This is a genomic window from Streptomyces sp. NPDC054786, from assembly GCF_053611685.1.
Window position 1 is genome coordinate 33,769 of the sequence record NZ_JBSHAW010000006.1, and the last position, 16,725, is coordinate 50,493.

The 16,725-nt window shown below is 69.2% G+C and carries 15 protein-coding genes, 1 tRNA gene and 2 pseudogenes; 12 read left to right on the forward strand and 6 right to left on the reverse strand.

Annotated elements, in window-relative coordinates:
* Nucleotides 1-31: 31 nt before the first annotated feature.
* The 3 genes from ACWGI6_RS07015 to ACWGI6_RS07025 form a co-directional block, all read right to left on the reverse strand.
* Nucleotides 32-1,402 (reverse strand): M20/M25/M40 family metallo-hydrolase, encoded by a 1,371-nt coding sequence (locus ACWGI6_RS07015; RefSeq protein ID WP_453266536.1) that lies wholly within the window; start codon nt 1,400-1,402, stop codon nt 32-34.
* A gap of 162 nt (nt 1,403-1,564) precedes the next feature.
* The gene (locus ACWGI6_RS07020; RefSeq protein ID WP_453266537.1) at nt 1,565-2,842 is read right to left on the reverse strand and encodes an MFS transporter; all 1,278 of its coding nucleotides are present in this window, start codon (nt 2,840-2,842) and stop codon (nt 1,565-1,567) included.
* Nucleotides 2,843-3,056: 214 nt separating this feature from the next.
* Complete coding sequence (locus ACWGI6_RS07025; protein WP_453266538.1) at nt 3,057-3,503, reverse strand: ATP-binding protein; 447 nt, start codon at nt 3,501-3,503, stop codon at nt 3,057-3,059.
* 235 nt (nt 3,504-3,738) lie between these two features.
* Here ACWGI6_RS07025 and ACWGI6_RS07030 point away from each other — a divergent pair, with 235 nt between their 5' ends.
* Nucleotides 3,739-4,638 carry a LysR family transcriptional regulator gene (locus ACWGI6_RS07030; protein ID WP_453266539.1) on the forward strand — a complete coding sequence of 300 codons (900 nt, stop codon included), beginning with the start codon at nt 3,739-3,741 and terminating at the stop codon, nt 4,636-4,638.
* A 207-nt stretch (nt 4,639-4,845) separates the two neighbouring features.
* Entirely contained in the window at nt 4,846-5,163 is a 318-nt protein-coding gene (locus ACWGI6_RS07035; protein ID WP_453266540.1) for a hypothetical protein, read from the forward strand.
* Nucleotides 5,164-5,262: 99 nt separating this feature from the next.
* On the opposite strand, the gene ACWGI6_RS07040 is transcribed toward ACWGI6_RS07035, so the two are convergent.
* Nucleotides 5,263-6,363: a DUF1152 domain-containing protein gene (locus ACWGI6_RS07040; RefSeq protein WP_453266541.1), complete on the reverse strand. Its 1,101-nt coding sequence runs from the start codon at nt 6,361-6,363 to the stop codon at nt 5,263-5,265.
* 80 nt (nt 6,364-6,443) lie between these two features.
* Between ACWGI6_RS07040 and ACWGI6_RS07045 the strand changes: the two genes are divergently transcribed.
* The 3 genes from ACWGI6_RS07045 (at nt 6,444) to ACWGI6_RS07055 (ending at nt 9,245) form a co-directional block, all read left to right on the forward strand.
* A complete protein-coding gene (locus tag ACWGI6_RS07045) occupies nt 6,444-7,184 on the forward strand; it encodes a GntR family transcriptional regulator (protein WP_453266542.1) in 741 nt (246 codons plus the stop codon).
* Between the two features lie 381 nt (nt 7,185-7,565).
* Complete coding sequence (locus tag ACWGI6_RS07050) at nt 7,566-8,147, forward strand: DsbA family protein (RefSeq protein ID WP_453266543.1); 582 nt, start codon at nt 7,566-7,568, stop codon at nt 8,145-8,147.
* Between the two features lie 297 nt (nt 8,148-8,444).
* Nucleotides 8,445-9,245: a bestrophin-like domain gene (locus tag ACWGI6_RS07055; protein WP_453266544.1), complete on the forward strand. Its 801-nt coding sequence runs from the start codon at nt 8,445-8,447 to the stop codon at nt 9,243-9,245.
* A gap of 579 nt (nt 9,246-9,824) precedes the next feature.
* Here the strand turns inward: ACWGI6_RS07055 and ACWGI6_RS07060 are convergent.
* Entirely contained in the window at nt 9,825-10,070 is a 246-nt protein-coding gene (locus ACWGI6_RS07060; protein ID WP_453266545.1) for a hypothetical protein, read from the reverse strand.
* A 55-nt stretch (nt 10,071-10,125) separates the two neighbouring features.
* Here ACWGI6_RS07060 and ACWGI6_RS07065 point away from each other — a divergent pair.
* The 3 genes and pseudogenes from ACWGI6_RS07065 to ACWGI6_RS07075 all read left to right on the forward strand — a co-directional run.
* Nucleotides 10,126-10,337, forward strand: a pseudogene (locus ACWGI6_RS07065) (transposase); the annotation flags it as partial.
* A gap of 31 nt (nt 10,338-10,368) precedes the next feature.
* The gene (locus ACWGI6_RS07070; protein WP_453266546.1) at nt 10,369-11,106 is read left to right on the forward strand and encodes a VOC family protein; all 738 of its coding nucleotides are present in this window, start codon (nt 10,369-10,371) and stop codon (nt 11,104-11,106) included.
* A 26-nt stretch (nt 11,107-11,132) separates the two neighbouring features.
* Nucleotides 11,133-11,252 (forward strand): annotated as a pseudogene (locus tag ACWGI6_RS07075) (site-specific integrase); the annotation flags it as partial.
* Between the two features lie 143 nt (nt 11,253-11,395).
* On the opposite strand, the gene ACWGI6_RS07080 reads toward ACWGI6_RS07075, so the two are convergent.
* Nucleotides 11,396-11,470 (reverse strand) — tRNA-Val (locus ACWGI6_RS07080).
* A gap of 142 nt (nt 11,471-11,612) precedes the next feature.
* On the opposite strand from ACWGI6_RS07080, the gene ACWGI6_RS07085 reads away from it, so the two are divergent.
* The 4 genes from ACWGI6_RS07085 (at nt 11,613) to dgoD (ending at nt 16,483) form a co-directional block, all read left to right on the forward strand.
* The gene (locus ACWGI6_RS07085) at nt 11,613-12,995 is read left to right on the forward strand and encodes a hypothetical protein (RefSeq protein WP_453266547.1); all 1,383 of its coding nucleotides are present in this window, start codon (nt 11,613-11,615) and stop codon (nt 12,993-12,995) included.
* A gap of 224 nt (nt 12,996-13,219) precedes the next feature.
* On the forward strand, nt 13,220-13,957 hold the full coding sequence (locus tag ACWGI6_RS07090; protein WP_453266548.1) for a DUF4383 domain-containing protein: 738 nt from the start codon (nt 13,220-13,222) through the stop codon (nt 13,955-13,957).
* A 328-nt stretch (nt 13,958-14,285) separates the two neighbouring features.
* Nucleotides 14,286-14,987, forward strand: coding sequence for a FadR/GntR family transcriptional regulator (locus ACWGI6_RS07095; RefSeq protein WP_453266549.1), 702 nt, complete (start codon nt 14,286-14,288; stop codon nt 14,985-14,987).
* 350 nt (nt 14,988-15,337) lie between these two features.
* The gene (dgoD, locus tag ACWGI6_RS07100; RefSeq protein WP_453266550.1) at nt 15,338-16,483 is read left to right on the forward strand and encodes a galactonate dehydratase; all 1,146 of its coding nucleotides are present in this window, start codon (nt 15,338-15,340) and stop codon (nt 16,481-16,483) included.
* The last annotated feature ends 242 nt before the right edge of the window (nt 16,484-16,725 follow it).

The window sequence follows — 16,725 nt, forward strand, 5'->3', positions numbered from 1 at the left end:
TGTTCGTGTGGTGCGCCGAGGGGCCGGAGGGTCAGGAGCCCAGTTCGAGCAGCAGCTCCATGCAGATCGCGGTGGCGTCGAGGAAGTAGTCGACCCGCAGGTTCTCGTTGGGCGCGTGATTGGCCTGGTCGGCGTTGGCCAGCGGCAGGCCGATGCTGGGCACACCGAGGACCCCGGTGAAGATCCAGTCCGGAAGGGTGCCGCCGTACGCGGGGATCAGCAGCGGGTCACGCCCGGTGACCCGGGAGATGGCACGCGCCACCCTGGGCGTGTACGGATTGTCGATCGAGGTCCGGGAGGCCGGCACGCCACCGCTCTTGGTGACCGTCACCTGGGGGGCATGAGTACGCAGGTGCGCGGCCACGCGCTCGAAGACGGCCTGCGGGTCCTGACCCGCCGTCAGCCGGATGTCGACGCCCGCCTCCGCGGTGTCGGGGATGATGGTCCGGGCCACGTCGCCCGTGGTGATCCCGTTGATCGTCAGGGTGGGGCGGTCGGCCAGCCGCTCGTAGAAGGACAGCCCGTTGAAGGCCGGATCCATCTCGGTCAGCCCGATGTCACCGAGGACCTGCGGCAGATCGAGCGGGAGCGCGCCGAACGCGGCGCGGTCGGCGTCGGACAGCGGTTCACGGCCGTCCTCGAAGCCCTCGACGAGGACCCGGCCGCTGGGGTCCTTGAGGCAGGCCAGCGCCTGGACCAGCTGCCATGCCGGATTGGGCGCCACATTGCCGAAGTTGCCGGAATGCAGGGGACGGCTGGGGCCGGTCGCACGGAGCCGGAGACGGACCATGCCGCGCACTCCGTGCGAGACACACCATTCACCCGACTCGTGCACCGAGCGGTCGCTCCAGACGACCAGATCGCCGTCGAACCGCTCCGGGTGCGCGCGCAGGATGCCCGCCAGCGACGGGCTGCCGATCTCCTCCTCGCCGTCGAGCAGCACCGTGACCGAGCACGGAAGCGCGCCGACCTGCTCCTCGAAAAGCCGCAGTGCCTGAAGGTGCGCGTAGTGCTGCCCCTTGTTGTCGCCGGTGCCGCGCCCCCAGATCCGCCCGTCCCGCAGGACCGGGGCGAAGGGTTCGGAATCCCACAGCTCGCGTGGCCCGGTCGGCTGGACGTCGTAATGGCCGTAGATCAGGACGTGCGGCGCTCCGGCAGGCCCGGCGCGGTGGCCGGTCACCAGCGGCCGGCCGTCGCCGACCAGCACCGACGGTGTCAGGCCGGCCCGCTTGACCTCTTCCAGCGCACGGTCGGTCGCGGCGGGGAACCCTTCGCCGGTCGCGCTCACGCTGGGCTGGCTGACGTAGTCCATCAGTCCGGCGATGAGTTCGTCCTGGCGCTCGTGCACCAGTTCACGGGGCGTGCCGGCGAGTTGGGCGCGGATCGTGGACGCGTCCGTCATGGTTGACCTCGTTCTTTCGTGGGGCGCCGTGGGGCGTGGGGTCCGTCAGTGGGGGATGCGTCGGACACCGGGTGCGGGCTCCGCCTGCTGCGTCAGGCTCGGTCACCGGCGTCGGGCTCCGACGGGTGCGTCGGGCACGTGTTATGGGATGCGGCGGGGGCGTCAGCGCAGGCCGAGGAAGCGCCGGCTCGCCAGCAGGGCGGCGATGCTCAGGGCGCCGGCCACCATGATGTAGAAGGCCGGCGAGAGGTGACTGCCGGTCGCGGCGATCATCCAGGTGATGATCACGGGGGCGAAGCCGCCGAAGGTCATCACGCCGATGTTGTAGCTCAGCGACAGGCCGGTGCTGCGCGTCGCGGTCGGGAAAGCCTCGGACATCAGCGCGGGCAGCGCACCGAAGTAGCAGGCCTTCAACAGGCCGAGCGTGAACAGCACCAGGCCCATGACCGGCAACGACGGGCTGCCCGACAGCAGCAGGAACAGCGGGTAGATGCTGAGCACCATGGCGATCCCGGCAATGAGCATCACCTTGATGCGGCCGACCCGGTCGGAGAGGTGACCGGCCAGGGGTGTCACGGCCGTCAGCGCCACCCCGGCCGCCGCGGCCCCGATGAAGCCGGCGGAGGGCGGCAGACCGAGCACCTTCTGTGCGTAGGTCGGCATATAGACGATCACGTAGGTCACCGCGGTGGACATCACCAGTGCGCCGACCATGAGGAGCACCCGCAGCTTCTGGTTCCGGATTACTTGCCGGACCGGGGTCGTCGCGACTTCACCCGCTTCGGTGGCCTCGACGAATGCGGGAGTCTCCGGAACCTGACGGCGGATCATATATCCCACCGGGCCGATCAGCAGGCCGACGAGGAAGGGAATGCGCCAGCCCCATGAATCCAGCTGCGCCACGGACAGCGTCAGACTCAGTACGGTGCCGAAGGTCGCGGCCAGCAGCGTCGCCAGACCCTGAGAGGCGAACTGCCAACTCGCCATGAAACCCCGCCGGTCAGGTGCCTGCTCGGCCAGGAATGCGGTCGCGCTGCCGAACTCACCACCCGCCGAGAATCCCTGCAGCAAACGGGCCATCAGGATCAGAACCGGTGCGGCGATGCCGATGGATGCGTATGTGGGCATCACAGCGATCAGGAGGGTGCCGATCATCATGAGCCGAATCGTGAGGAGCAGCGCGGCCTTTCGTCCGCTGCGATCCGCGAAAGTGCCCAGGACGATTGCACCCAAGGGCCGGACCAGATACGACACCCCGAACGTGCCGAAGGCGAGCATCAGGGAAACCGTCGGGTCGCTGACAGGGAAGAACGCTTTCGAGATCGAACCCGCGAAGAACCCGTAGGTGGTCAGGTCGAACCATTCGAGCGTGTTTCCCGCGGTGGCCGCGACCACGGCACGCCTCGCGCGGCTTTTACTGACGGGCTTCTCGGCAAGCATCTGACCTGTCTCTCTAGCGGTCGTCATGAGTGATACTCCCTCGGATCGATCAGACGAACTGTCGCGCAGGGTGGAACCGCCGATGGGTGAGTCCGAAGCGAAGGACGGGGACTCGTGAACTCGTTGAGCGATGACGTTAGAGCTCCCGCATCGTTCACACAATCGCAACTTTCAGAACGCCTGATTGCCTATATGGCAACGCCGAGAAAGGCCCTCATGCCGCACCGAGATCCGCCCATCTCGTGATCCAGCCGTGGTGGACGCGGATGCCGCGCCGGACGGACAGAGCGGTGACGATGCCGCTCCCCCGGCCGTGCTCCTCGGGCTGACGCCCGGCGGCCGGCCGCCGGGCGTCCACCGCGGGCCCCGCATCGGTGACCTCGATGCGCAGGGCACAGGGCCTCTCGACCCCCGCCCTGGACAGCTGCAGCACGGCCGGAGGGAGGGCATGGGTGACCGCGTTGGTGACCAGCTCCGAGATCACCAAAACCGCGTCCTCAATGGTGGCGGGAGGCAGATTCCAGCTGGTCAGGACCGAGTGCGCCCGGCGGCGCACCAAGCCGGCAGCCTCCGGGACATGCGGCAGCGGACAGCGGAATTCCGCTTCCCGGTGCGGCGTCACGCGCGAGCCGGTGAATTCGCTGGGGGTTGTCGCATTCATCGCCTTCCCCTGCCTCTGCTGCCTGCGGGGAGGATGCACACCTGAGCGACCGAGAGACGCTGGGCGACCGCTGACGCGGGCGCCGCAGTGGGGGCGCCGCTCCGTTGTGCGGTCCGCCCTGCCGGGTGAGCCCGCAGGGCATATGCAGAAGGTAGACACCCGCCGACCATTCGCACAATCGCAATTTATGGAACAATCCGTTGCTTGAAATGCAATGGCTGCCTAAGCTGGTGCCATGCTGAACAGTCCGGCTCTTGAGTACTTTCTCGAAGTGGTTCGCACCGGCTCGGTCAACGAGGCATCCAGGCGGCTTCTGGTTGCCGGCTCGGCCATCAGCCGGCAGATCGGCAAACTGGAGCAGGAAATCGGCGTACCGCTCTTTGAGCGCCGACCCCGCGGAATGGTGCCGAGCGAGGCCGGCGCCCTGCTCGCCGCCTATGCGCGCCGCGCCTCATTGGAAACCGATCAGGTACTCACGGATATCCGCGGCCGCGGCCGACTGGGAAGTGTTGTCCGCGTGGCCAGTTCACAGGGCGCCGCGCAGGAATTCCTCCCGCACGCCATGGCCGCGTTCCGTAAAGAACACCCGGGCACCACCTTCCAACTGCCCGTGGTATCCCCCTCGTTGGCCACACGAAAGGTCCAGGACGGCTCGGTCGACCTGGCAGTCACCTTCAGCCTCGCCCCCATTCCCGACGTCCGCGTCATACACGCCCAGCGGGCCCCGATCCAAGCCCTGGTCAGATCCGATCACGCACTGGCCCAGCGAGACGAAATCCACCTCCACGACCTCCTCCCCTACCCGGTCGCCCTCACCGAAGAAGGCACAACGAACAGACGGCTCTTCGACCTCTGCTGCTCCATCGAGGGAATCACCTTCGAACCACTCCTGGTCAGCTCCAGTTCCAGCGCCCTGTCGACCTTCGTCAAAGAGGCGAATGCCGTCTCGCTGACCGGCCACATCAGCGTGCACGAGCGCCTGCGCATCGAGGGCCTGAAATCCATCAGCATTCTCAACCCGGAAATGCACCTGCGCACCATCCAGATCCAGGCCATGGCAGGCCGTCAACTCCCCGCCGTGGTCAGCGCATTCGCCGACCACCTCATCCACCAGCTTTCGGAAACCGAGGTCTAGGGGCCCGGACGACAAGCAACAGGCAACAAACAACAGGCAACAAGGTCGAGCGGAGCCGCCAGGAGGCGCATTCCCGCACGGTACGGGCCGCTCCCTGCACGCATGGTGCGGCCGCACCCACGATCGCCTCGGTCCGTTGCGGTACCACGGCGTCGAGGCCATCTGGCAGTGTCAGCTGTGACGGCCGCAAGCGGCAGGAGGCGAGACATGGCCATTCCGAAGAAGGGATCCCGGCCCATCACGGTGGACGGTGTCGACTACCGATGGTCCGTCCGCCGTAAGCCCACCTACCTCCAGGGCATCTGCCAGGCCCCCTTGAGTGTGGCCGTGGTACTCGGCCACACACCAGGCTCCGTCGCCGTGCTCCGCATGCCACACGCCCACCCGGGCAACTGGATGGGCGCCCCCGCCACCGCGGTCCGCCCCGCCGCAGTGGCGCACGGCATCCGCTCCGCACTCCGGCAGGGATGGAAGCCGGACGCGCCGGGCCGCCCCTTCCTCGTCGACCTTGCGTCCGCCCCCTGATCACACTCGCGACCGGCCCACACCGGCTGGGCAGCGGGCGCAGCGAGCCTTGATCGGACGAAGAAAGCCCTCACCCAAAAAACTCCGGGGCGAGGGCCGTCACCCGAAAACTCCGGACGCGATGTGCCACAGCGGGGCCCGGTACTGCTCAGGGCGGCTGCTGAGCAGAACTGCCCTGAGGCTCTCGCGCTGGCTGCCGCTGAGGCCGAGCGCCTCGGTGAGCCGGCGGAACGTGGTGTGCGTGATGCCGCGGCCCCTCGCATCGCGCTCGAACTCGTCGAGCCGGCGGAGCACGGCTTCCCGGTCGAGCGGCCGGGCGGGGCGGCTGCCGAGCCGGCCGGCCTCGCTACGTTCGTGGTCGATCTCGGAGAAGCCGCAGATCTCGCGGCTGTACCGCTCGACCTGATGCAGGTTCTCCGTGGCGAGGATGGCGCGGGCGAGCTGGTTACGGCTGAGGGCTTCGTCGAGGTCTGCCGCATGCACGGTGGGACCCTCGTCGGTGAGCGGGACCGGTGGGCCGCCCTCCCTCACTTCACAGACGCCTCGGGCGCCTCGCGCCGTGGCGGCCAGCATCGCCGTTGCCTCGGAAGGGTGCCACTCCAGTACGGAGCTGACCGGCCGGACGTGCTCGGCGGTGAGCGCCAGGAGCACCGGCCCCATGCGGTCGCGCAGGGCGTCGGCGGGGAGTTCACCGTCGAGGCCGGGGCCGGCGACCAGGAGCCGTACGGGGAAGTTGAGTTCGCAGCACGCCGCGAGGGTGAGCGCGTCGGCGACGGGGCTGCGGAGCGTGGGCTCGTCGCCCCGCGCGAGGATGTCGCCGCCCACGTCCAGGAGGTCGACGGAGTCCGGCTCCATGTACTGAACGAGCTCTTCGAGCTGGCGGATGATCCCCTCGGCGCCGTGGTGCGGGTCGATGAGCGCGAAGGTCTGCGGGAGCTCTGCGGCCAGCCGGGGAAGCGTGGAGCCCGCCGGAGCGATCGGTTGTGCGTCGGCGGGAACGGCCTGGACGCTTCGGGTGAGGGGGCGGAGGCCGGTGAAGTTGGCCGGTCCCCTGGGGCCCGGAACGGGGTCGACCAGGAGGCGGTCCCACGCGTAGGTGAGCACCACCGCCGGAGCCTCGCCGCCATGGAGAGCGGCATCCAGCATCGCGGCGGCGACAGCGTCGCCGCCACCGCCCGCTGCCACGATCAAGCGCGCCACGTGCGTCAGCGTACGGGCCGCCGTGCTGGCCACTCGCTCTATAGTGGCCAGTGGTAATAGCCACTTGCCAGGGGGAACGGATGCCGAAGATCGAGGAGAGCCGGCCCAAGTACCTTCAGATCGCGCACCACCTCCGCGACCAGATCCTGCGGGGCGACCTGCGACCCGGCGGCGAAGTGCCCTCGGAACGCCAACTGGCGGCGGACTGGGGTGTGTCGCGTCCGACGGCCGCACGGTCACTGGAGACCTTGAGGCACCAGGGGCTGGTCGAGAAGCGCCAGGGGTCGGGGACGTACGTGCGGGGCCTGCCGGTCCGTCGCCGCGCCCGTGAGCTGCCCGGCCGCGCCGACCGGACCGGAAGGACCTGTCCACCGGGCGAGCACGCGGTGATCACGTCGGCGGGCTGGGCGGAGGCGCCGGACCACGTGGCGAAGTCGCTGAACCTGGCGCCCGGCACCCGTGCGGTGCACCGTCGACGGGTCACCAAGAACGACTCCGGGCCGATCACCCTCTCGACCTCCTGGTTCGGCCCCGACGTGGGCGACCGCGCGCCGAAGCTCCGGGATCCCGAACGGATCCAGGAGGGGACGCTGACGTACGTCGAGCACATGACGGGACGCCAGGGAAGCTACGCCGAGGACCGGATGTGCGCTCGCCCCGCCACCGAAGAGGAGGCGGCCGGCCTGGAGCTGGCACCGGGAACGGCGGTGCTGATCGTGCATCACCTCGTCCATGACCTGCAGGGTCACCCTCTGGAGCTCGTCGAGGCGACGTATCCGCCCCACCGCTGGACGTTCGCACAGGGCTATCCGATCGGATAGCGAGCCGCGGACTGACCCACCGGAGGCACGGTTCCGGCACGAGAGCGAAGACGCTCCTCCGTCTGACGGTCCACGCTGCAACATGACGAGACCACACACGGCTCCGGAGACGGCCCGTGCCGTCGGTGCTGATGCCCAGGTCATGGCAGGGTTCGGCCCGCCCCGGCGGCTTGCGTGTGCACAGACAGTCCGCAGGGCGACACCGCCCGTCGAAGGCACGCACAGGGATCCGCAGCCGCTTCGTGCAGCCCCGGTGACGTGCACCGTCGTCCTCAAGGCGCGTGCTCGCCCGTGGTGTGCCTACGGTTGAGAGACGGGGACCGGGCGCGAATCGCCCGCCCGGCGACGAGCCCGCCACTGCTATCAGGCGAGGAGGGCCGTATGCACGCCAAACCGGTGTCCCGGCCGGCCCGCACCCCGGCCGGCACGAATGAAGAGGGCGACGGCGTCATGATCGGTGAGGGGCCGGTCGACGTCGACGTCTACATCGACTTCCAGTGCCCCTTCTGCCGGCACTTCGAGGAGGTCTCCGGGCCGGTCCTGGACCAGCTGGTCGCCGAGAACCTGATCACGACCATCTTCCATCCCGTGGCGTTCCTCGATGCCATGTCGACCACTCGCTACTCGACCAGGGCATCGGCCGCCGCGGGCTGCGCCGCCGACAGCGGGAGGTTCCGCGAGTACGTCAGGGCGCTCTTTGCCGACCAGCCACCCGAGGGCGGTGTCGGCCTCGACGACCAGCAGCTCGTCGACATCGGCGCCGGGGTCGGGATGACCGAGGCGACCTTCGCTGCATGTGTGCACGGCGGTGTCCATCTCGACTGGCCGCCCTATGTGACCGCGTGGGCGATCGAGCACGGCGTCGGAGGCACACCCACGGTCTTCGTCAACAGCATGGCCATCTCCCCGCACCCCGGCCTCATCAGGGCCGCGGTGCACGCGACCGCACGCACCGGAGCGTGACACCCGGCCGTTCCAACGGGCAGCCGCCGACAGGCAGATGCAAGCCCTTCGCTGCTCGGCCCGGACCGTTGCCGCGGACGGCCGGCACGTGTGGCCCCCGATGCGTCCCGGCACGCCCCGCCCCGCCCCCGTACAGGGCGGATGGCGATCACGCGCGACCGGCTCTGGCCGAAGCCCTGAAGCCCTGAAGCCCTGAAGCTCTGAAGCTCTGAAGCCGAGCGTGTCCGCAGCCCGGCGCATTCGTTGGCCACCGCGCCGGTGGTGGCGAACGTGTGGGTGCATCAGGAGCGTGGAGCAGTGGCCCGTTGGATCTTGATCAACGTCCCGCCCTTGGTGCTGCTGGCAGGGCTCATCGTCGGTATCACCGGCGGGACAGCGATCGTCCAGGCCTTCGTCCGGCACCGGTTCCCTCGCCTCAAGCAGGGCAGGCACAACGAAGTCGCCGTATTCGTATTTCCCGTCGTCGGTCTTGTCTACGGGTTCCTCATCGGCTTCATGGTCCTCGTGCTCTGGGGCCAGGTGAACTCGGCAGACCAGACGACGCGGGCCGAGGGCGCCGCGGCGGTGCAGCTGGCGAGGAGCCTCAATGCGTTCGGCAAGGCCGACAGCGCACGGATCCGGCAGAGCCTGTTGGACTACGGACACGCAGCGACGGCCGAGTGGTCCAACGCCTCGGGCGGCCGCACCACACCCGAGGCTGAGAACGCGCTGAACCGCCTGTACCGCACGTACGAGGACATCAAGCCGCGCAACGACACCCAACAAGCCTTCCTCACCAGCTCGCTCGCGTCCCTGAGGGAATTGAGTGACGCACGCACCGAACGGCTGCTTGAGGCACGCACCAACACCGGCCCGCCCCCGTCCTTGTGGATGGTGATCGTTCTGAACAGCGCACTGGTCCTTGCGTTCGCCGTCGCCTTCGGCTCCGAGCAGGCCCAGATGCACTACGGGATGGTCGGGGCGGTGAGTGTCCTCGTTGCCGCCAACCTGTTCCTCGTCACAGAACTGGCATTTCCCTTCCTCGGCGAGTTCTCCTCGTCGCCGGAGCCACTGAACGCGGTGCTCCAGATCCTGTCGTCGCCTCAGCCGCCTCAGTAGACCGGAGGCCGGGGGCGAGACGGACCGACGTCTACCAGCCCCTGGCCAACGGTCGTGATCAAGCGGCGGCCGATCATGTCCACGAGCAGATCCGGTGCTCGAAGCGGGACCGCGGCGGCCCGGACGGACCATCCGGCACGTCACGTAGGTGGCACAGCCCCTGTCGCACGACGCCCCAGGCAGAAAATGATCAAGGCCCAGGAATCCGATTTCGCATCGGATGACCTGGGCCTTTGCCGTTCTGCGCAGTGAGTGGCACAGACGGATTTGAACCGCGGCGGATGTCGGTCCGCGAACCGGGAAGCCCCCGCTCAGACAGGCCGAGGCGTCGCCGTCCCGCTAGGGCGTGTCGTTTGGATCAGGGCGGATCAGGGAGCGGGGTCTGGTTCGTGCGATCGCAAGGCGGAGGAGGGAGTCGACGCGGAGCGTCGGCGAGTGACGACAACGCGGCGAGCGTGCGTGCCAGACCCCGCGAGCCCGCCATGATCCAAACGACACGCCCTAGGCGAAGCTCGACGTCCATCGGGTCGGGGCTCCTCCTCGCACGCACCTTCCCGGAGCTGCTCGGTGATCAACTTGTCACGGACTCTCGGTGAAGCGGACGGACCAGGCGTAGCCGCTCGAGCAGTCGTGCGGGACCCGCCGGACCTCTCTGACCTCGCAACCGTCGTGGGCATACTTGCGGGCGAACCGGTCGAGGCGCTGCGCGTCGGTGAGATCCTCCATGGACAACGGTGCTCCGACGACGAGGTCTTCGTGAAGGGCTGTGCCCGGCGCGGCACCGTCCGAGCAGGCCGAGCAATGGTGCGTTTGGGGTAGGGCCATACGCTCAGTGTCCCCCTAACCCGGATGCCCCCAACGTTCACAGCGCAAATGGCCGCGCTACAGAGCGCCTTGGCCAAGGGCGGTGGCCACCGATCCCCGCCTGCACCGCGCCTACCTCCTCAAGGAAGCCCTGCGGAGCGTGTGCGCCCCGGCCAAGTCCGCCCCACCGCAGCGCTGAAAGCCCTGGGCCGCTGGATCGGCTGGGCCGGACGCTGCCGGATCGACGCCTTCGTCGACCTCCGGCGCAGGAGCCTGAATCGGCACGCCTGCCCGACGGGGGTCACCTAACGTATGCGGCATGACGCTGCAACTTGTTCAGGTGAACTTCAAGGCCCGGGACGACTCGGCGCTCGGCCAGTTCTGGGCGGAGGTGCTCGGCTGGGGTGTTTCCAGCGAAGGGCCCGGCGTCACCAACCTGGAACCCGTGGGCTTCGACTGGCCGGACCCGTCCGCCGTCTGCATCGATCTCGTCCGCGTCCCGGACCCGGAGACGGTGAAGTGCCGCGTGCACATCGAGCTCGCCACCACCTCCGAGGCCCATCAGACGGAGTTGGTCGCACGTCTGAAGGAGCTCGGGGCGACGCCCGCCGATGTGGGCCAGGGCGACGTGCCGTGGACGGTGATGGCCGACCCGGAAGGCAACGTGTTCAGCGTCCTGGAGCCCCGGGAGCTCTACCGGGACACCGGGTCGATAGCCGCCGTGGTCGTCGACTGCGCCGACCCACGGGCCATGGTCAGGTTCTGGGGCGAGGCGATCGACTGGACCGTCCACGAGCTGACCGACGACCGCGCCCTGCTGCGCTCCGTCAAGGGCGTCGGGCCGTACCTGGAGTTCCGCCGCACGCCCGACGACGAGGTCGTATGGAACCGCGTCCATCTCGACGTGATGGCCGACCCCGTCGAGGATCAGGCGAGGGAGGTCGCCCGGCTCGAAGGCCTCGGCGCGAAACGGTCCGACGTGGGTCAGGGCGACGTCTCCTGGGTCGTCCTGGCCGACCCGGCAGGCAACGAGTTCTGCGTCCTCGGCCGGGGCTGACGCGGAACTCCGTCCGCGCCCTCATGTTGGCCTTCCTCTCGGCCTCCCGGCGCGACCCGCTGTATGCGGCGTTCGTGCTCGCCATTGCGCTCGGCTTCCGCCGCGGTGAGATCGTCCGTCTCCGCCGGGCAGATGTGGATCTTGATAAGTGGGAGATCCGGAGAGGCATGGGCCGAGACGGGATGGACCGGCTTTTGAAGCGGCGGCCCACCGCCGGCCGACCGGTGCCGTTGATGTCAATTCCGGATGTCAAAGACCCCCTACCATGATCAGTAGGGGGTCTTTTGACTGGTGGGCACAGACGGATTTGAACCGCCGACATCTGCTTTGTAAGAGCAGCGCTCTACCGCTGAGCTATGCGCCCTGGCCGAGCCGACAGACTACCTTGCCTCCTGGGATGCACTGCAAACCAGTGCTCGAAGTGCGAACTTACCGGCCGGTGTGTTCGTTTCCGGTGAGTGGGAGAATGACATTCGGTCCTGGGGCGATCCGATCGGGAGAGGGAAGTGACGGCGACAGAGACGCAGCCGCATGAGCAGCGAGAACGCCGTCGCGTCCGTGGGGGTCCGCTCCGGGACGTGGTGGGTCTCATGTTGCTGCCGTTGCCGTTGTTGGTGGCGATGGTGCCGATGTCGTTCGCGGGTGGGGGGACCCGTCGCTGGTTCGGGCGCGGGGAGAGTCAGCGGGCCGATGCTCAGGCGGCAAAGGATGCCGCGGCGGCGGCGTTCTACGAGCTGGACACCGCGCACCGTGACCTGCGGATCTCCATAGAGGCGATCACCGCGGTCGACAATTCGCCGCCCGCGCGGAAGGCCGCAGAGGATTACGAGGGCTTCGGCCGGCGGATCGACGAGGTGAGTCAGCGGTACATCACCGCGGTCGACTCCCACGATCTGGACCGTGACGATCTGGACGGCGCCGCGGCGACGCGGGCGCGAGCCGATCTGACGCGAGCCAAGGAGGAGCTGGATCGTGTCAAGGGCGAGCTCGAGCGCTTCGCGCAAGGGCTCGGGCCGCTGCTGCAGACCGCCGAGACACAGCTGGCACGGCTCGCCCCCGCCGTGGAGCGGGCGCGGCAGGCTCTGCTGGCGGCGAGCAATGCGCTGGACGGGGTCCGTGCGCAGGGTCTGCGGGCCGATGATCTCGCGACCCGGCTGGCGGCGCTCGGCCCCGAGCTGACCAAGCTCAATCAGGGCGCCGGGCAGCATGGCGTACAGGAGACGATCCGACGCGCGGACGACGTGCTGCGCAAGGCCGAGGGCGTACGCACCGAGGCCGAGCGGCTGCCGGGGAAGGCAGCGGAGATCGACAAACGGCTGGTGTCGTTGCGGACCCGGGCGCAGGCGATCACGACGCGTGCAGGGAAGGTCGACCCGGTCCTCAGTGAGCTGCGGCGGCGGTACAGCGCGGCGTGCTGGCAGGACCTCCAGCAAGTACCGGAACAGGCCACGCAGTCCGTCCAGCAGGCCGAGGCCAAGCTGCGTGCGGCGCAGCAGGCGCGTGACGAGCAGCGCTGGGCGGATGCCACGAGCCTGCTGGCGACCGTCCGGGCGCTGTTGGACGGCACCGACGAGGCGGTCTCGGCGGCCGGTGACCGACTGCAGCGGCTCGATGCGGTGTCTTTCGACCGGCAGAAGGAGGTCGAACGGACGCGCTTCGCGATCCGGGATGCGCAGCGGCTGGCGATGACGGGGCGCAGCACTCCCGATCCGCGGCATGCCGGTCCCCTGGACGATGCGGTGGCGCGGCTGGACCGTGCGGTCGCGGGCCTGGAGGGGCGGCATCCGGACTGGTGGCATTTCCTGATGGAGACCGAGGCGGTTCGGGAGACCGCTGCCCGGGTGGTGCAGGAGATCCGCGGGGCCAGGGGCGGCGCCGGCGGCGGCTGAGGCCCCGGGCTACGGGCTACGGGCTACGGGCTACGGGCTACGGCTGAGGCTCAGGGCGGCAACCGAGGCTCAGGGCTGCGGCTGAGAGTCCGCGGGCCGGTGGCCACCGCGCTCGGATTACGGCGTACGTGCTCGGCGCCCGGCGCAATGGCGTGATGTTCCGCGTGGGCGGATCCTGGAGGAAGTACGGCCCAGGCGGCACACCTGCGCGAAGGAGGCCGGAGATGGCTACTGGGGCTACTGGCCAGACCCTGCACGGGCCCTCGAGCCCATTCCACCGGGTGAAGACGCACCACACGCGGCTCGATGAGCATCTGCCCGTGGACCACCGGCTCAGCAAGGTCTACCGCATCGGCGCGGGGCTGATGGGCTTGGTGCTGGTCGCCTTCGGCGTCCTCGGGCTGATCCACCACATCGGCTTCTTCGACACCGGCGGCGACACCGTTGCCGGGCTGAACACCAATGGCGCCCTGAGCGTCCTCTCGATCGTCGTCGGCGCGATCCTCGTCGCCGGCATGGTGATCGGCGGGAATCTCGCCTCGACCCTCAACATCGTGTTCGGCGGCCTCTTCCTCCTGAGCGGCTTTGTGAATCTGGCACTGCTGCAGACCGACGCGAACTTCCTCGCCTTCCAGCTCCAGAACGTCCTCTTCAGCTTCGTGGTCGGACTGATGCTGCTGGTCTTCGGGATGTACGGACGGGTCAGCGGCGGCCTCACGCACGACAACCCGTACTGGCGCGCCCGGCACCCGGACGAAGCACAGCGATTCGACCGCGGACAACTGCGTCCCGTCTCCGGCATGACGGCCGCACGGCAGGCGGCGCGGGTCAAGATGCAGGGCGCCTCGCATGCCGGGCGCGGCTCGATCGGCGCCGGCACCAGCGGGAGCAGATCCCGTACCGCTACGGGTACTGCCGCCGGCACCAGCACGGGCACCGGAACCAGCGGCAAGGGGCCCTGAGCGGGGGCGAGGAGACGTCAGGGCGTACCGAGGTGGGATGGGGATTGGGGTGCTCGGTACGCCCTGACGGCTGGGGCGGGGATGGCGGTAGGGGGACGGTGGGGGTGGACGGCGTCGGCGACCGCCGCCGGGCCCGGCGGGTTCGGTGCGGCGGAGGCGGCCGGTTGAACGGTGGGCCGGACGGGACCGGACCGGACCGGGTTGGTCGCCCGTAGTGGCTGCGTGAACTCCGCGGCTGAGCGGCTCGGCGCGGGAGCGGGGACGGCAGCTCGGCGGACGCAGGGAGCAGGAAGCGCGGACGCAGGGAGCAGGAAGCAGGGAGCACACGATGAGCCGTTCGGGCCACGCCTCCTCCACGGGGCACGGGGTTCACCATGAGGCGGTCGAAGCGCTTGCCAAGCGGATCTTCAAGGGCACTTACGGTGAGGGCGACAGCCTCGTCATGCCGGAGGTGATGGCGGAGCTGGACGTGAGCCAGACCGTGCTCCGTGAGGCGATCAAGGTGCTGACCACCAAAGGCCTCCTCGATACCGACAAGAAGCGTGGCACGTTCGTCCGCCCCCGGGAGGACTGGAACCTCCTGGACTCGGACGTACTGCGCTGGAAGCTCGCGGCCGGCGTCTCGTCCGACTTCTTCGCCGATCTGCTCGAACTGCGCCGTTCCATCGAGCCCGCGGCGGCCGCGCTCGCCGCGGAGCGCCGTACGGACGACGATCTGGCGGCACTGGACGCCGCGCTCAGAACGATGGCCGCGACCGACCACGATCCGGTACTGCTCGTACGCGCCGATGCGTCGTTCCACACGGCGATGCTGATCGCGTCGAACAACCGCTTCTACGCGCAGATGCACCGGGTGATCGTGCCGGTACTCGTCCAGCGCGACCGGGCGGTGCTCGCCGCGGACGGCGCGTTCGAGCCCCCGCACGCGGTCCACGCCACGGTCGTCGAGGCCGTACGGAACCGGGACGTCGACGGGGCTTATATGGCGATGCTCGAACTGCTTGATTTGTCGGCGCGGGAGCATCCGTAGGGGGTGGTGCGTCGGTAGGGGGTGGTGCGTCGGTAGGGGGTGGTGCGTCGGCAGGGGGTGGTGCGTCGGCAGGGGGTGGTGCGTCGGTACGGGCCGGTGCACCGATAGGGCGGGTGAGTGCGCGGGAGGGAGGGCGGCCGTGGGACACGGTGCCCCCGGGAGGCGGAGCGCACCCGTAGGCGGCGCAGCACCGGTTATCGCGATCATGGGTGGGCAGAACACCGCGCACGGGCCGGACGCCACGTCGCCGCACGGTTCGTACACCGCGCACCACATCCCGCACACCACACACGACATGCCGCACCCCGCACCCACACTCCACACCCCGCGCCGAAAGGACGGACCGGTCCATGAAGATCAGCCGCATCGAGACGTTCCTCGCCCCACCACGCTGGATGTTCGTACGGGTGGAGACCGATGAGGGCCTCGTCGGCTGGGGTGAGCCGGTGGTCGAGGGGCGGGCCGAGCCGGTCCGGGCCGCGGTGGAGGTGCTGTCCGAGTACCTTGTCGGCCAGGATCCGGCGCGAATCGAGGACCACTGGCAGGTCATGACCAAAGGCGGCTTCTACCGCGGTGGGCCCGTCCTGTCGTCGGCCGTCGCCGGCCTGGACCAGGCGTTGTGGGACATCAAGGGGAAGCGGCACGGTGTCCCGGTCCACCAGCTGCTGGGCGGGCCGGTCCGCGAGAAGATCCGCGCATACGCATGGGTCGGCGGCGACGAGCCGCATGCCATCCGCGACGCGGTCACCGCGCAGGTCGAGGCGGGCTTCACCGCCGTCAAGATGAACGGCTGCGGCCGGATGACGCCGGTGGCGACCCGCGCCGAGGTACGGCAATGCCTGTTGCGCGCCGAGACCGCACGCGAAGTACTGGGCGAGGAACGGGACTTCGGCCTCGACTTCCACGGCCGGGTCTCGCCCGCCAACGCCCGCAGGCTCCTCCCCCTGCTGTCCGACTACGCACCGATGTTCGTCGAAGAGCCGGTCCTCTCCGACTTCATGCAAGCCCTCCCTGATCTCGTCAACGCCTCCAACATCCCCCTCGCACTCGGTGAACGTCTCTTCACCCGGCGAGAGTTCCTGGATCCCCTCCAAGCCGGCGTCGCGATCCTCCAACCCGATATCTCGCATGCGGGCGGGATCTCCGAGCTGCGTCGGATCGCCGCGCTCGCGGAGGTGTACGGGGCACAGCTCGCCCCGCACTGTCCGCTCGGTCCGGTCGCACTCGCCGCCAGCCTGCAAGTCGCCTTCACCACCCCGAACTTCCTCATCCAGGAGCAGTCCATCGGGATCCACTACAACCAGGACGCCGAGCTGCTGGACTACGTGGTGGATCCGGAGCCGTTCCGCTTCCACGGCGGGTCACTGCTGCGGACCGACCGCCCCGGGCTCGGTGTGGAGGTGGACGAGGCCGCGGTGCGGGCGGCGGATGAGCGGGGCCACGCCTGGCGGAACCCCGTGTGGCGACATGAGGACGGGGCATTCGCCGAGTGGTGACGGGTACCGGCGCCGGGCCCCTACGGGGAACCCGGGCATGGGGAACCCGTTGGCGGTGGCCACCGCTGCCCCGGTACCAGGACCCCGCTGCGCTGAGATCGGGTACCGGGGGCTCGTGGCCGGCAACGAACACACAGGTCACCCCACAGCTCCAGGACCATCCCAGGTTGCACACCCCGCACACCCCGCACACCCGTCAGTCCGGCCCGGAATAATCGAAGGCATCACCCGCGCGCCCGACC

What these genes read in the sequence shown, in the direction of transcription:
- dgoD (WP_453266550.1), top strand. Translation starts at nt 15,338, where the DNA reads ATGAAGATCAGCCGCATCGAGACGTTCCTCGCCCCACCACGCTGGATG.
- ACWGI6_RS07020 (WP_453266537.1), bottom strand. Translation starts at nt 2,842, where the DNA reads ATGCTTGCCGAGAAGCCCGTCAGTAAAAGCCGCGCGAGGCGTGCCGTG.
- ACWGI6_RS07050 (WP_453266543.1), top strand. Translation starts at nt 7,566, where the DNA reads ATGCACGCCAAACCGGTGTCCCGGCCGGCCCGCACCCCGGCCGGCACG.
- ACWGI6_RS07030 (WP_453266539.1), top strand. Translation starts at nt 3,739, where the DNA reads ATGCTGAACAGTCCGGCTCTTGAGTACTTTCTCGAAGTGGTTCGCACC.
- ACWGI6_RS07015 (WP_453266536.1), bottom strand. Translation starts at nt 1,402, where the DNA reads ATGACGGACGCGTCCACGATCCGCGCCCAACTCGCCGGCACGCCCCGT.
- ACWGI6_RS07060 (WP_453266545.1), bottom strand. Translation starts at nt 10,070, where the DNA reads ATGGCCCTACCCCAAACGCACCATTGCTCGGCCTGCTCGGACGGTGCC.
- ACWGI6_RS07045 (WP_453266542.1), top strand. Translation starts at nt 6,444, where the DNA reads ATGCCGAAGATCGAGGAGAGCCGGCCCAAGTACCTTCAGATCGCGCAC.
- ACWGI6_RS07095 (WP_453266549.1), top strand. Translation starts at nt 14,286, where the DNA reads ATGAGCCGTTCGGGCCACGCCTCCTCCACGGGGCACGGGGTTCACCAT.
- ACWGI6_RS07025 (WP_453266538.1), bottom strand. Translation starts at nt 3,503, where the DNA reads ATGAATGCGACAACCCCCAGCGAATTCACCGGCTCGCGCGTGACGCCG.
- ACWGI6_RS07035 (WP_453266540.1), top strand. Translation starts at nt 4,846, where the DNA reads ATGGCCATTCCGAAGAAGGGATCCCGGCCCATCACGGTGGACGGTGTC.
- ACWGI6_RS07070 (WP_453266546.1), top strand. Translation starts at nt 10,369, where the DNA reads ATGACGCTGCAACTTGTTCAGGTGAACTTCAAGGCCCGGGACGACTCG.
- ACWGI6_RS07090 (WP_453266548.1), top strand. Translation starts at nt 13,220, where the DNA reads ATGGCTACTGGGGCTACTGGCCAGACCCTGCACGGGCCCTCGAGCCCA.